The sequence below is a fragment of the Winslowiella iniecta genome, assembly GCF_001267535.1.
Taxonomy (GTDB): domain Bacteria; phylum Pseudomonadota; class Gammaproteobacteria; order Enterobacterales; family Enterobacteriaceae; genus Erwinia; species Erwinia iniecta.
Map to the genome: position 1 here is coordinate 17,885 of NZ_JRXE01000005.1, position 14,424 is coordinate 32,308.

Genomic DNA, 14,424 nt, shown 5'->3' on the forward strand with positions numbered 1-14,424 from the left:
TCAACAACCTCTGGCGGCGGGAATCGGAATCAGCTTAGGTGATGAGCGCAAACTGAAGCAGATTGGTTGATTATTGCTCAATATGATACTGTTTTAGATACCGGGTTAAGGATGACTGTAAATTCTAAGGAAGGAGATGAATCACATGCCGCAGGCATACAGCCCTGGCACGATTAACCGGCGTTTTGAAGTGATTAATGAACTGGTTCTTGCCGGTTCAACCTGGCTGGTGCTCTATGACCAAAAAACGCCTTTCGCTGCCATTGTGAATGCTGAAGTCTCTGAAATTAATGGTGAGCCACGCCATCGCGTGGTAGCTACGCTGGAAATGGCACGTCGCGATCAATGTGGTGAGATTTTTAGCGTACAGGATTTCTGGCAGGACACCGATGCGTTAAAGGTTGAAGGCGTGGTGGTTGAGCCTGCATTACAGGATATGGGATTGGCTATCCTGTTGTATGAGTGCCTGGTTATCGACAAGAACATTACTCTGATGAGTGATAATCTTCATTATGAAGGGGGCAAAGCATTATGGAAAAAAATCGCTAAGTCTTCGAAAAAACTAACGGTGTTTGTACTTGATACTGATACAGGAAAATTTTTCCCTTATGACGGTACCCGTGTTCGTTACGAGGGAATCAGCATTCCAGAAGCAGAGATCTGGAGCATTCATCCTGACAACAATCGATATGGCGTGATTCTGATTGCAGAAGATCGCCGAAAGCATACTCAAGTCGCTGCATAACTAAAGGCTGCTAATCAGCAGCCTTTCCGCGCTTAATCCTGACGAATCAATATCACGGGCTGCATAAATGGCGGTCAAAGGGTATACTGGCGCACACTTTTTTAATCCACTCGTATCGCGTGCGAAATCATCATGCAAAAGTTTGATACTAAGACCTTTCAGGGCCTGATCCTGACCTTGCAGGATTACTGGGCGCGTCAGGGCTGCACCATTGTTCAACCACTGGACATGGAAGTCGGCGCCGGCACCTCTCATCCAATGACTTGCCTGCGTGCGTTAGGGCCGGAGCCCATCGCTGCTGCCTATGTGCAGCCGTCACGCCGTCCAACCGATGGCCGCTATGGCGAAAACCCGAACCGCTTACAGCACTACTACCAGTTCCAGGTGATCATTAAGCCATCACCGGACAACATTCAGGAGCTGTACCTCGGTTCGCTGAAAGAGCTGGGTATGGATCCGACCATCCACGATATCCGCTTTGTCGAAGATAACTGGGAAAACCCAACGCTGGGTGCCTGGGGTCTCGGCTGGGAAGTGTGGCTGAACGGCATGGAAGTGACGCAGTTTACCTATTTCCAGCAGGTTGGCGGCCTTGAGTGCAAGCCGGTTACCGGCGAAATCACTTACGGTCTGGAGCGTCTGGCGATGTATATCCAGGGCGTGGACAGTGTTTACGATCTGGTGTGGAGCGACGGTCCGCTGGGAAAAACCACTTACGGCGATGTGTACCATCAGAACGAAGTGGAGCAGTCCACCTATAACTTCGAATACGCTGACGTCGATTTCCTGTTTACCTGTTTCGAGCAGTACGAGAAAGAGGCACAGAGCCTGCTGGCGCTGGAAAAACCGCTGCCGTTACCGGCTTACGAACGCATTCTGAAAGCCGGTCACACCTTTAACCTGCTGGACGCGCGCAAGGCGATCTCGGTCACCGAGCGTCAGCGCTATATTCTGCGAATTCGTACCCTGACCAAAGCCGTGGCTGAAGCTTATTACGCGTCTCGCGAGGCGCTGGGCTTCCCGATGTGCAATAAGTCCCCGAAGTTAGAAAACGATTAAGAGGCAGCCATGACTGAAAAAACGTTTCTGGTGGAGATCGGCACCGAAGAGCTGCCACCAAAGGCTTTGCGTAACCTGGCTGAATCTTTTGCCGCGCATGTGACTGCCGAACTGGATGCCGCTAACCTGGCGCACGGTGAGGTGAGCTGGTTTGCTTCTCCGCGTCGTCTGGCGCTGAAAGTGGCTAACCTGAGCGCCTCGCAGCCGGATCGCGAAGTTGAAAAACGCGGCCCGGCGATTGCCGCCGCGTTTGACGCCAATGGCGTGGCGACGAAAGCCGCCGAAGGCTGGGCGCGTGGTTGCGGGATTACCGTCGATCAGGCCGAGCGCCTGAGCACCGATAAAGGTGAATGGCTGCTGTATCGCGCACAGACCAAAGGCGAAACCGCCCAGGCGCTGCTGCCGGCGATGGTGGCGACTGCGCTGTCTAAGCTGCCGATTCCAAAACTGATGCGTTGGGGCGATAAAGAGACGCAGTTTGTGCGTCCGGTGCATACCGTCACCCTGCTGCTGGGTGATGAGTCGATTCCTGCCACGATTCTCGGCATTGATTCTGCCCGCACCCTTCGCGGCCATCGCTTTATGGGCGAGCCGGAATTCACCATCGATAACGCCGATCAGTATCCGCAGATTCTGCTGGAGCGCGGCAAAGTGATGGCGGATTACGCCGAGCGTAAAGCCAAAATTAAAGCGGATGCCGAAGCCGCCGCGCGCAGTATTGGCGGTAACGCCGATCTGAGCGAAAGCCTGCTGGAAGAAGTGACGTCGCTGGTGGAATGGCCAGTGGTGCTGACGGCGAAATTCGAAGAGAAATTCCTCGCGGTCCCGGCTGAAGCGCTGGTTTACACTATGAAAGGTGACCAGAAGTACTTCCCGGTCTATGACGATGCCGGTAAATTGCTGCCGCACTTTATCTTTGTGACCAATATTGAGTCGAAAGATCCGCAGCAAATTATCTCCGGCAACGAGAAAGTGGTGCGCCCACGTCTGGCCGATGCAGAGTTCTTCTTCAACTCAGACCGTAAAAAACGTCTGGAAGATAACCTGCCGCGTCTGGAAACCGTGCTGTTCCAGAAGCAGCTTGGCACCCTGCGTGATAAAACCGACCGTATTCAGGCGCTGGCGGGCTGGATTGCCGCGCAGATCGGTGCGGACGTGAATCATGCTACCCGTGCTGGCCTGCTGTCCAAGTGCGATCTGATGACCAATATGGTGTTCGAGTTTACCGACACGCAGGGCGTGATGGGTATGCACTACGCGCGTCATGACGGTGAAGCGGAAGATGTTGCCGTGGCGCTGAACGAGCAGTATCAGCCGCGCTATGCCGGTGACGATCTGCCGTCCAACCCGGTGGCGTGTGCGCTGGCAATTGCCGATAAAATGGATACGCTGGCCGGTATTTTTGGTATCGGACAACATCCAAAAGGCGATAAAGACCCGTTTGCACTGCGTCGTGCGGCGCTGGGCGTGCTGCGTATTATCGTTGAGAAGAATCTGCCACTGGATCTGCAAACCCTGACGGAAGAGGCGGTGCGTCTGTACGGCAGCAAGCTGACCAACGCGCAGGCCACTGATGATGTGATCGACTTTATGCTCGGCCGCTTCCGCAGCTGGTATCAGGAAGAAGGTCACAGCATTGATACCCTGCAAGCGGTACTGGCACGTCGTCCAACCCGTCCGGCAGACTTTGATGCGCGCATGAAGGCGGTTTCGCACTTCCGCACGCTGGAAGAAGCGGCTTCACTGGCCGCAGCGAATAAACGTGTCTCGAATATCCTGGCAAAATCGACTGAAACGCTGAACGACAGTGTGCAGGCGTCACTGCTGAAGGAAAATGAAGAGATTCAGCTGGCGACTTTCGTCACCGCGCTGACCAGCAAACTGCAACCTTTCTTCGCGGAAGGTCGCTATCAGGATGCGTTAATCGAGCTGGCACAGCTGCGCAAGCCGGTGGACAACTTCTTCGATAAAGTGATGGTAAACGCCGATGACCAGGCGGTGCGGATTAACCGTCTGACGTTGCTGTCTAAACTGCGTGAACTGTTCCTGCAAGTTGCGGATATTTCGCTGTTGCAGTAATGCGATAGTTGCAACTCTGCGGCATGGGCGGCGTTTTCGCCGCCCTTTCTTATGCCGAAGGCGGCACCGTGCGGGCAAAACTCTCGCGCTGAAACATCTTCTCAGCCAGTTTTACCAGTGACGGGCGCGCCACGCACCAGTTCGGCACCACGCGGCGGAAATTAAGATAACCGATGGTGCAGGCGGTGGCGATATCGGCCAGCGTCAGACTCTCGCCATTCAGCCATTCCCGCTGCGCAGCATGCTTTTCCAGCGCATCCAGCCCGCGCTGAATTTTATTACGCTGGCGCAACAGCTCGCTTTCCGACTGCTGTTCCGGCGGCAGCATCTGATGACGCACAATCACCAGCGCCGCATCACACACGCCATCAGCCAGCACTTCAATCTGACGCACTTTCAGCGACGCCAGCCGGTCAGACGGCAGCAGCGCCGGAGCAATCTCCAGCTGATCGAGATAGTCGGCAATCAGCGCCGAGTCGTACCACACCTCATCAGGCTTCACTACCAACGCCGGCACTTTACCCAGCGGATTGTATTGCGGCACCTGGCTCTCGTCATGCCAGGGCGATTCATTAATAAACTCAAACGTAATGCCCTTTTCCAGCATGATGACCGAGATTTTACGCACATACGGGCTGGTGTAATTGCCGATCAATTTCATTACGCTTTCTCCATTGTTTCGCTTAACAAAGTCCGCTTAATCACCTGGAAATAAGAAGGGGTTAAGACTGCTGCGGGTAAAGCCTTCCTGCTCCATGCGGGCATCGAGCACCAGCGTGGCGAGGTCATCGGCGACCGGCTCCACTGCCGGATCTTTCTGCTGATAAAACAGTTTGAGCCAGGTACCGCAGTCGCCACAACTTTCTGCTTTTACCACGCCGGTGGCGCTATCCAGCGACCAGTAATGCAGTTCGCGTTTTTGCTCGCAGTTAGTGCATTGATCCGGCGCGACATACCACTCGCTTTCACACAGATTACAATGAAGATAGCGCAGATCGTCAGTTTGACTACCGATATGCACCACGCTGGCGACCGGAACGCTGTTACAAACCGGACAAAACTGGCGATGATCGCCGGCTTCGGTACGTGCTTTACCCGGGATAAGCGCCGCCATCTGCGCCCAGTACAGCGACAGCGCCGCCCAGATAAATGGCGCTCTGTCACTGCTGACCTGCGCGAAATCATTACTGAACAGGGCATCTGCCATCGCCTCAAGCTCCTGCGAGGAGGCTTTCTCCAGATTTTCCAGTACCGCCAGCGCCTGACCACTCATTTCCGGCTTCATTTCGGCAATCAGCGACTGCAACAGACGTTGCCAGTGGCTGTCGCGGGGCAGGGTATGGATATCGAGCGGCGGTTTGCCACTGGCCGCGCTGGCAACCAGCAGTGGGTGCAGATCCATTTGCAGCGGATGGTCGTACAAGACGATCTCCTGCGCTTCGGCAATCACCGCGGCAAAGCGTAAATAGTCACCCAGCGGATTTTTCTTCGCCAGATCGCGCAGGCGTGCGGCGCGGCGCAGATAACAGTTTTTCAGTCGGGGGAAAAGCAGCGGGGGAATATTATTCGCCACGTGTCGATCGCTTTCCTCCAGCGGCTGTTGCGGGATGATGCGAATACTCATCAGGGGATTTTTCCTGTGGTGTTGCGTCCGTGAGGGTTTGCCAGCCATCGACGGACTGAGAACTGATTAGCTGATGATAGCAGCCATGAAGTGCCACTTCTGCTCAAAATTTATTCATAACCCGATTTTGCCTGCGGCGGGCAAACGAATTTTTTGCGCCGGCCCGCCGAACGGTTCAAAATCGCTACAGATAATGACCAACAGGTAGCGTTAACGTGAAAGGTACAACCCCGGATTCAGTGATTAATCCGCAGCAGCTTGCCGGAATAAACTCGGTTCAGGTATGGAAAAAAGAGGACTTACAGCATGCGCAGCCAGACTGGCTGGCCGATGAAGTGCCGGTTGCCCTGGTCTACAACGGCATTTCACATGTGGTGATGATGGCCTCGCCAAAAGACCTCGAAGCCTTTGCCATCGGTTTTTCCCTGTCGGAAGGCATCATTGACGCGCCGCAGGATATCTTTGGTATCGATGTGGTCGACTCCTGTCACGGTATCGAAGTGCAGGTGGAGCTTTCCAGCCGCCGCTTTATGGCGCTAAAGGCGCAGCGTCGTGCGATGGCCGGGCGCACCGGTTGTGGCGTCTGTGGTGTTGAGCAACTGGCCGAAATCGGCAAACCGATCGCGCCGCTGCCTTTTAGCCAGACTTTCGATTTGCAGCATCTCGACCAGGCCTTAAGTCAGCTGCGGGCATTTCAGCCGCTCGGCGAATACACCGGATGTACGCATGCCGCCGCCTGGATCATGCCTGATGGTCAACTGATTGGCGGTTGTGAGGATGTTGGCCGCCATGTGGCGCTGGATAAGCTGCTCGGTTATCGCAGCCAGCAACAATGGACGCAGGGTGCGGCACTGGTTTCCAGCCGCGCCAGTTATGAAATGGTGCAGAAATCGGCAATGTGTGGCGTCGAAATTCTGTTTGCCGTTTCGGCGGCGACCCGGCTGGCGGTTGAAGTGGCGCAGCGCAGCAATCTGACGTTAATCGGCTTCAGTAAGCCGGGGCGCGCAACGGTTTATACTCACCCGCAGCGACTGATTTAGCCTGCTGAGAAAGTGGGCGAAAAATAACCACACCAAACTCGGGGCATTGATAACCATTTTCAAGATCATTTATTTAACTATAATGATCCGACTGCTTACGCGGTGCTAAACCAAATAATGAGTGCCGCCCAACATTAATGGAGATGATGAACATGAGCTATTCACTGCCATCCCTGCCTTACGCATACGACGCACTGGAACCGCATTTCGACAAGCAGACGATGGAAATCCATCACACCAAACACCACCAGACCTACGTTAACAACGCTAACGCTGCGCTGGAAGGCACCGAATTTGCTGACCTGCCAGTCGACGAGCTGATCACCAAACTGGATCAGGTTCCGGCTGACAAGAAAACCGTACTGCGTAACAACGCAGGTGGTCACTCAAACCACAGCTTCTTCTGGAAAGGCCTGAAAACCGGCACCACGCTACAGGGCGACCTGAAAGCGGCTATCGAAAAAGATTTCGGCAGCGTTGACGCCTTCAAAGCAGAATTCGAGAAAGCGGCTGCGACCCGTTTCGGTTCTGGCTGGGCGTGGCTGGTTAAGAAAGGCGACAAACTGGCGGTAGTTTCAACTGCTAACCAGGATAGCCCGCTGATGGGTGAAGCTATTTCCGGCGTTTCTGGTTTCCCGATTGTTGGCCTGGATGTGTGGGAACACGCTTACTACCTGAAATATCAGAACAAGCGTCCTGACTACATCAAAGCCTTCTGGGAAGTGGTTAACTGGGACGAAGCCGCAGCGCGTTTCGCTTCAGCTAAATAAGATTTCCTGCTCACGTTAACGCGTGACGACCAAACCGACGGAGCTGGCTTCGTCGGTTTTTTAATGTCCGTCGTTCAGCCTGCCGATCGCTGATACCAGCATATCCTGTTGCTTTTATCCGAATTGTTATCAGATTCATTCTGCAAATTCTCTTTTTCTCTGCGCTATCTCTCTGTTATGTCTGGATGTCTGGATGGCTAATAACATTTTGTGTTAGCTTATGCGCTTTCGTTGGTTGCCGAGAGCAATCATTCCGATAAGAATGCGACCAACCTGGCGCTAAAATCCGAGAGCAGAAATCCTGATGACCCTGTTAAATCGCCTTGAAATGCACAACATTTCCATCGCTTTTGGCGGTTTCGCAGCGCTGACTGAGGTGGATTTCACCCTCGAAGGGGGGTCGATCCATGCGCTGACGGGAGCCAACGGCGCGGGAAAATCGACGCTGATGGCGGTGCTGTCGGGGGCGTATAGCCATTATCATGGCGATATTTTGCTGGATGGCAAAGTGGTGGCGATCAACTCGCCGCGCGATGCGAAACAGCTGGGTATTCATCTGGTGCAGCAGGAAGTGGATGTGGCGCTGGTGCCGACGCTCAGCGTGGCGGAAAACATCATGCTGGACCGGCTGGCTGAAGGCGGGCAGCTGTATCGCTGGGGCCAGATTCGCCGTCAGGCACGTGAACTGCTGGCGCAGCTGGATGTGCAGATTGATGTGAACCGTCGCATCGATCAGTGTTCACTGGCGGAAAAACAGCAAATTCTGCTGGCGCGAGCGCTATCCCACCGCTGCCGCTTCCTGATCCTCGATGAACCGACCGCGCCGCTCGATCAGCATGAAAGCGAGCGGCTATTCAGCGTGGTGCGCCGTTTGCAGCGCAACGGTATTGGCGTGGTGTTTATTTCTCACCGTATCCATGAGCTGAAAGCGATTTGTGACAAGCTCACCGTGCTGCGCGATGGTCGTCTGATTGAAAGCGGGCCGATGCAAAACCTGAGCGGCGAGCAGATCGTTGAAAAAATGCTCGGTCATCAGCTGGAGGATATTTATCCGCCGCGCCGTCCTGATTTGCAGGGCGAAACCCTGCTGAGCATTGAAGGCCTGCACGACGATAAGCTGTTGCAGGATATCTCTCTGTCGCTGCGCAAGGGTGAGATTCTGGGTATTGCCGGTCTGGCCGGTGCCGGTAAAACCGAACTGTGCAAGGCGCTGTTTGGTGCCAGCCGCAGCCGGGTGCGCAGCGGCGAACTGCACGGTAAAGCGTGGAAACCCGCTTCTCCCCATGCCTCGGTTGAAAAAGGGCTGGCGCTGGTGCCGGAAGAGCGGCGCAAAGAGGGCATTTTTATCGACGAGCCGGTCAGCATGAACCTCAGCGTCAACGCGGATAACAGTTTCTCCCGTTTCGGCTTCTTTTCCCGTACCGCGGCGCGCCGCTGGGCTGAGGAGATCATTACCCGGCTTGGCATCCGCACCACCGGGCCACAGCAGACGCTGCGCCGCTTGTCGGGCGGTAATCAGCAAAAAGTGGCGATCGGCAAATGGCTGCGCAATAACGCTGACGTGCTGATTTTTGATGAGCCAACGAAAGGCGTTGATGTTAAAGCCAAAACTGATTTATTTGTGCTGATCGATCGGCTGGCACGCGAAGGGAAAGGGGTGATTTATGCCTCCGGAGAATTCGCCGAGCTGGTTGGACTGTGCGATCGCATTTGCGTGCTATGGGATGGCCGTATTGTTGCCGAAATGGATGCGCGTCACGTCGACGAAGAGACGCTTTTACTTTATTCCACCGGAGGAACCCCTGCGTGAGCAGCAAAGACATTTCCCTGAAAGGGACGCCATCGTGGCGTCACCAGTTTTTTGAATTTCTCTACAAGTGGGGAATGTTGCTGACGGTAGTGGCACTGATTGCCGGTTTTGGCCTGGCATCAGACAGCTTCCTCGATCCTAATAATATCATCAATATTTTACGCTCTATCGCCATCGTGACGGTGATTGCCATCGGCGTTTCGGTTTCGCTGACCATCGGCGGTTTCGACCTGTCAGTTGGGTCCACGGCGTCACTGGCTAACTCGCTGGTGATTTCCCTGTTCGTCTGGTATGGCTTTGGTTCGACGCAGGCGATTGTGGTGACGCTGCTGCTCTGCACGCTGGTCGGTCTGTTTAACGCCTTTATGATTGTGGTGCTGAAAATTCCCGACATGCTGGCCACGCTGGCCAGTCTGTTTGTCGTGCAGGGTGTGGCGATGACCTACAGTTTCGGCGGTTCGATTACCGAAAATATGGTGCTGCCGAGTGGCGATATGGCCGAAGGCACGATTCCGGCCGGTTTTTCCCTGCTCGGCCAGGTGCCGACTATCGTGATTATTATGCTGGCGGTGACGGTGGTTGCCCAACTGCTGCTGTCGTTGACCAGGCATGGTCGGCGGATGTACGCGATTGGTGGCAATGCGGAAGCCGCGCGGCTTTCCGGTATTCGCACTACTCGCTACCGTGTGGCAGCGTATGTGATTGCTTCACTGCTGGCGGGCCTCGGCGGCATTCTGCTGGCTTCGCGTATCGGTTCTTCGCAGGTTAACGCCGGTGGCGGCTATCTGATGGATGCGGTGGCGGCGGCGTGGATTGGCCTGTCGCTGGCGGGTTCTGGTAAACCGAATGCGCTGGGAACCTTACTGGGCGCTGTGATCCTTGGTGTGCTGCAAAATGGCCTGGTGATGCTTTCCGTGCCGTACTACGCGATGGACATTATTAAAGGGTTAGTGCTGGCGGTCGCGCTGGCAATCACTTATATCCAGCGCCGCTAACGCGCTGCTCACTGTAAATCACAGGAATGATAATGAAAAAAATAACGACATCGCTGCTGGCTCTGAGCCTGCTGACCGCGGTTCCTGCTTTTGCCGCACCTACTCCGGTTCCGGCGGCTATCGCTAACCATGATGGCCCAATCCGCGTAGCGGTGATCCGTAACCTCGGTTCGGACGATAACACCACGCAATTTGTTGCCGGGGCGATTCAGGAAGGTAAGAAGCTGGGCTTTAAAGTCAGCACCTTCCTCAGCAACGGCGACGATGCGCGCTTCCAGGATTTTGTTAATCAGGCCATCAGCCAGAAATATGACGGCATTATTCTCTCCCACGGTCGCGACCCGTACTCAACCGCGCTGGTAAAACGCATTGCCGATGCAGGCATCAAAGTGGCGGTGTTTGATACGCCGGTAAACAGTGACGTCGCGGGCGTGACGGTTTCTCAGCAGGATGACGCCTCGTTGGCGAATCTCTCCATCAGCCAGCTGGCGAAAGACTTTAACGGTAAGGCCAATATCGTCAAACTATGGGTGGCGGGCTTCCCGGCGATGGAACGTCGTCAGGCCGAATTTGAAAAACTGCAAAAAACCTGGCCGGAAATCAAACAGCTGGAATCAATTGGTGCGGTCTCTTCTGACGTGCAGGGCGATACGGCGAATAAAGTTGGCGCGATTCTGGCGAAGTATCCGAAAGGCAAAATTGATGCGATCTGGGGAACCTGGGACGCGTTCAGTCAGGGTGCTTACAAAGCGCTGCAAGAGAATGGCCGTACCGAGATCAAACTGTACAGTATTGATATCTCTAACCAGGATCTGCAACTGATGCGTCAGCCGAACAGTCCGTGGGTCAGCAGCGTAGCGGTGGATACCAAACTGATTGGCGCAGTGAATATGCGTCTGATTGCCAATAAGATTGCCGGTGAATCAACGCCTGCGACTTATGAGTTTAAAGCGGCTGCACTCCCTCAATCGCTGCTCACCAGCCAGCAAGGTGCGGTGAATGTCGCGACGCTCAGTAACATCATTCCGGGCTGGGGTCAGACTGATGACTTTATTGCCCCATGGTTTGCCACTTTAGAAGCGCAGTACGCAAAGAAATAAGCTAAAAAAATGGGTCGCATAAATGCGACCCATAAAATTCCAGCAGCGGCGAGAACGCCGGCCCGGCTTGATTAAAACGCTTTTTTGGCGAAACCGGTCATCTCTTTCAGACCCATCTCACGGCCCAGCGCGGTCATCGGGTGAACCACCACAATGCCGCGTACCGCTTTCTTCAGGCCACCCATATCAGCCTGCTCTTTCTTGGTGATGGCACGGCTGAACGGTAACTGCTGCAACTTCTGCGCTTCGAGGCTGAGCTTCTGCTCACGCACGCCTTTCAGACGTTCGATCTCAGCCAACAGCTTATCTTTCTCTTTCAGCAGTTCGCCGAGTTTCTCTGCATCACCGGATTCCAGCAGCGCTGGCTCTTTGTGATTCAGGGCATCAAGCTGATCGCTCAGACGTTTAATTTCTGCTTTTTCCTGCTCTTTCATGATTGTTACCTGATAAATTGACGCTATGCGGCAAAGGATACACCAAAATTCATCTGCTCGCGGCGTTACTTTTTAAAGGCTTGTTTCATACTGATGCGGGAAATCAGTTCGGTCAGGGAAAGCACCATCGTGGAGCGCACCACTTGCAGATAGCGCTGACGTTGCATGGCGCGCAGTTCGTCATCTTCGCTGACCCAATGCGGCTGAGGCGGTAGCCCACTGACGCAATGCAGTTCGCCAAAAGGGCCGAGGATCTCATCATCAGTAAAGCGATATTCCGTGGCATCGTCGTTCAGCTCTTCCCGCAAGGCCATTAACAGTTCGCAATCTTCGTATTCGTTGCGGTTAATCACCCCAAGGCCGTAAATCAGCTTCAGGCGCACCGAGAGTTCGCCCAGCGGGCCATCGCCCAATAACAGCGGCTCGACGGCATATTTCACCGCATAATCGTCCTTGCGAAACACCTGGATAACCAGCATGTTGACCGCTTCGGCCAACAGCTCTACCGCGGCGATCAGAAAGCTTCTCACCGAACGACCGGCATTCAGGCGCTCAAGCACCCGATTTTCAAAAGCCTGCTTCTCTTCCATTATCGCCTGCATATCTGTCATTGCGCCTGAGGGCACAGCAGAGCCGTGCCCTTGCTGCCTCGCCAATTATTTTGCGGTGAGGCCGTCATAAGCCTGCACCACAGCGGCAACCACCTCACTGTTGGCATCCAGCCCGGAGACCTGCGCCAGCGTCGCCTGCGGCCCCAGCTGATCCAGCAGCGCCACCAGCTCTTGTGCCTGCGGATCCTGTTCGCTGCGGTAGTGCATCGCGGCAGCAATACCGATAACGAGGTTGTCATGCGGCAGCTGATATTCCAGCGTGCCAAGGGTCGGTTTAATCAGGCGATCGCCCGCACTTAATTTGCGCAGCGGCTGGCGGCCAACGCGCTCAACATCATCCTTCAGATACGGATTTTCAAAGCGGCCAAGGATTTTTTCGATATAGGCAGCATGTTTAGCGGCATCGAAACCATAACGTTTAATCAGAACTTCACCGCTCTCCTGCATCGCGCCCTTCACCACCTGACGCACTTTTTCATCGAGAATCGCATCGCGAATGGTCTGATGCCCCGCCAGCTGACCGAGATAGGCGGTGATGGCATGGCCGGTATTCAGGGTAAACAGTTTACGTTCGACAAATGCCATCAGATTGTCAGTTAGTTCCATGCCCGGAATATCCGGTAGCTCGCCTTTAAACTGGGTCTTATCAACAATCCATTCGCTGAAGGTCTCAACCGTGACTTCCAGGACATCGCTGCTGCCAGCCTCGGACGGCGGAACAATACGGTCGACGGCAGAATCGACAAAGCCGACATGCTGTTCAGTCCAGGCGTGATACTGTTCCGGCAGCGCTTTTAGCACGTGCTGTTTCAGCTGGCTGGTGCCGCGCACCATATTCTCACAGGCAATAATATTTAACGGGCGGACATTACCGCTATCACTGCGTTTGGCCAGTCCCTGCGCGACACTACCCGCGATGCGCTCAAGAATCTGCGGACCAACCGCCGTGGTAACGATATCAACCTCAGCAATCAGCGTGATAATCTCCTCACTGGTGCTGTTAACGGCGCTGACGCCTTTTACCGTCTCAAGCTGGGCATTTTCACCCACCACATGAACCGGATACTCGTGACGCGCATTTAGCGCATCCAGCACCGCCTGATTCACATCCGCAAAAACCAGTTCGATACCGGCATCTGCCAGCAATTTACCAATAAAGCCACGGCCAATGTTACCTGCACCAAAATGTAGAGCTTTCATATTTTTACCCATTTAAACGATCAAAGGGCCAGGCATGCCTGGCCCGAATGAGGGGCTGGGCATGCGCAGCCCCTGGGAAAGTGTTATCCGCCTGATTAATCAGACCGATTTTTTACCTGACAGCAGATCCAGAACTTCCTGCACGCTGGTGGTGGCCGCCAGCTTCTCAATCACGCTGTCATCATCCAGCGCGTTGGTCAGGCTGGTAATCACCTGAATGTGCTCATTATTACGTGCCGCGATGCCGATAACCAGACGCGCGATATCGTCCTCTTCTTCGCCAAAGCGTACACCTTGTGGATACTGGCAGAACACCACACCGGTTTTCAACACGCGATCTTTCGCTTCAACCGTGCCGTGCGGTACCGCAATCGACTCACCAAGATAAGTCGGGGTTAATTTCTCACGGTCCAGCATCGCCTGCACATATTCCGGCTCGACATAACCGCCTTTCACCAGCTGCTCACCGGCAAAGCGAATCGCCTGCTCTTTCTCTGTTGCCTGTAGACCCAGGAAAATATTGCCTTCGCCCAGTCTGAACAGATGATCCTGACCTTCGTCGAAGCTGTCATTCAGCGTGGTCATCACTTTTTCACGATGATCGGCTGACCGGTTGGCCTCAACCAGACGCGAAGTCAGGTCAGTGTACAGGCCGCTGTCGAGGAAGTTGGTCAGCGAAATATGCTGCGCATGAGGAGCCTGGCGCATCGCCCGTTCGGTCAGGTCGCGGTGAGTAATCACCAGATCGACATCGCCCGGCAGGCTGTTGATAGCGCTATTGGTCACGGAAATATTGCTCAGACCGGCGTCGTTGACTTTCTTACGCAGCACGCCAGCACCCATCGCGCTGGAACCCATACCGGCGTCGCAGGCAACGATGATTTTATGCACGTGGCTCAGGTCGCTGTTCAGACCATCAGCTGCGGCAACGGCGGTGCCGTGCTGGCCTTTGGACTG

Annotated in this window: 14 protein-coding genes; 8 read left to right on the top strand and 6 right to left on the bottom strand. The window is 54.6% G+C overall.

All coding sequences use genetic code 11. The features are described from left to right. Positions 1 to 136 precede the first annotated feature (136 nt). The 3 genes from NG42_RS04340 to glyS all read left to right on the top strand — a co-directional run bounded on the left by NG42_RS04340 (position 137) and on the right by glyS (position 3,883). Entirely contained in the window at positions 137 to 745 is a 609-nt protein-coding gene (locus NG42_RS04340) for a hypothetical protein (protein WP_052898051.1), read from the top strand. 132 nt (positions 746 to 877) lie between these two features. Continuing rightward, positions 878 to 1,804, top strand: a complete 927-nt coding sequence (glyQ, locus tag NG42_RS04345) for a glycine--tRNA ligase subunit alpha (RefSeq protein WP_052898052.1) — start codon at positions 878 to 880, stop codon at positions 1,802 to 1,804. Positions 1,805 to 1,813: 9 nt separating this feature from the next. Continuing rightward, positions 1,814 to 3,883, top strand: a complete 2,070-nt coding sequence (gene glyS / locus NG42_RS04350; RefSeq protein ID WP_052898053.1) for a glycine--tRNA ligase subunit beta — start codon at positions 1,814 to 1,816, stop codon at positions 3,881 to 3,883. 49 nt (positions 3,884 to 3,932) lie between these two features. Here glyS and NG42_RS04355 read toward each other — a convergent pair whose 3' ends face one another. Both NG42_RS04355 and fdhE read right to left on the bottom strand, forming a co-directional pair. Next, entirely contained in the window at positions 3,933 to 4,544 is a 612-nt protein-coding gene (locus NG42_RS04355) for a glutathione S-transferase (RefSeq protein WP_052898054.1), read from the bottom strand. A 36-nt stretch (positions 4,545 to 4,580) separates the two neighbouring features. Continuing rightward, a complete protein-coding gene (gene fdhE, locus NG42_RS04360) occupies positions 4,581 to 5,507 on the bottom strand; it encodes a formate dehydrogenase accessory protein FdhE (RefSeq protein WP_052898055.1) in 927 nt (308 codons plus the stop codon). Positions 5,508 to 5,722: 215 nt separating this feature from the next. Between fdhE and fdhD the strand changes: the two genes are divergently transcribed. The 5 genes from fdhD to NG42_RS04385 all read left to right on the top strand — a co-directional run bounded on the left by fdhD (position 5,723) and on the right by NG42_RS04385 (position 11,222). Further along, the gene (fdhD, locus tag NG42_RS04365) at positions 5,723 to 6,547 is read left to right on the top strand and encodes a formate dehydrogenase accessory sulfurtransferase FdhD (RefSeq protein WP_052898056.1); all 825 of its coding nucleotides are present in this window, start codon (positions 5,723 to 5,725) and stop codon (positions 6,545 to 6,547) included. Positions 6,548 to 6,699: 152 nt separating this feature from the next. Then, positions 6,700 to 7,317 (top strand): superoxide dismutase [Mn], encoded by a 618-nt coding sequence (sodA, locus tag NG42_RS04370; RefSeq protein WP_052898057.1) that lies wholly within the window; start codon positions 6,700 to 6,702, stop codon positions 7,315 to 7,317. A 304-nt stretch (positions 7,318 to 7,621) separates the two neighbouring features. Next, positions 7,622 to 9,127 carry a sugar ABC transporter ATP-binding protein gene (locus NG42_RS04375; protein WP_052898058.1) on the top strand — a complete coding sequence of 502 codons (1,506 nt, stop codon included), beginning with the start codon at positions 7,622 to 7,624 and terminating at the stop codon, positions 9,125 to 9,127. After that, the gene (locus NG42_RS04380; RefSeq protein ID WP_052898059.1) at positions 9,124 to 10,122 is read left to right on the top strand and encodes an ABC transporter permease; all 999 of its coding nucleotides are present in this window, start codon (positions 9,124 to 9,126) and stop codon (positions 10,120 to 10,122) included. Before NG42_RS04375 ends, NG42_RS04380 begins: the two co-directional genes overlap by 4 nt. 32 nt (positions 10,123 to 10,154) lie before the next feature. After that, entirely contained in the window at positions 10,155 to 11,222 is a 1,068-nt protein-coding gene (locus NG42_RS04385; protein ID WP_052898060.1) for a sugar ABC transporter substrate-binding protein, read from the top strand. Positions 11,223 to 11,293: 71 nt separating this feature from the next. Here the strand turns inward: NG42_RS04385 and NG42_RS04390 are convergent, their stop codons facing one another. From NG42_RS04390 to NG42_RS23330, 4 genes are all read right to left on the bottom strand, one after another. Beyond that, positions 11,294 to 11,656 (bottom strand): YibL family ribosome-associated protein, encoded by a 363-nt coding sequence (locus tag NG42_RS04390; protein WP_052898061.1) that lies wholly within the window; start codon positions 11,654 to 11,656, stop codon positions 11,294 to 11,296. Positions 11,657 to 11,721: 65 nt separating this feature from the next. Beyond that, entirely contained in the window at positions 11,722 to 12,267 is a 546-nt protein-coding gene (mtlR, locus tag NG42_RS04395) for a mannitol operon repressor MtlR (protein ID WP_156322118.1), read from the bottom strand. Between the two features lie 45 nt (positions 12,268 to 12,312). Next, on the bottom strand, positions 12,313 to 13,467 hold the full coding sequence (gene mtlD, locus NG42_RS04400; RefSeq protein ID WP_052898197.1) for a mannitol-1-phosphate 5-dehydrogenase: 1,155 nt from the start codon (positions 13,465 to 13,467) through the stop codon (positions 12,313 to 12,315). Positions 13,468 to 13,566: 99 nt separating this feature from the next. Next, the coding region (locus NG42_RS23330) for a PTS sugar transporter subunit IIA (RefSeq protein WP_241488302.1) at positions 13,567 to 14,424 on the bottom strand (858 nt) is incomplete at its 5' end.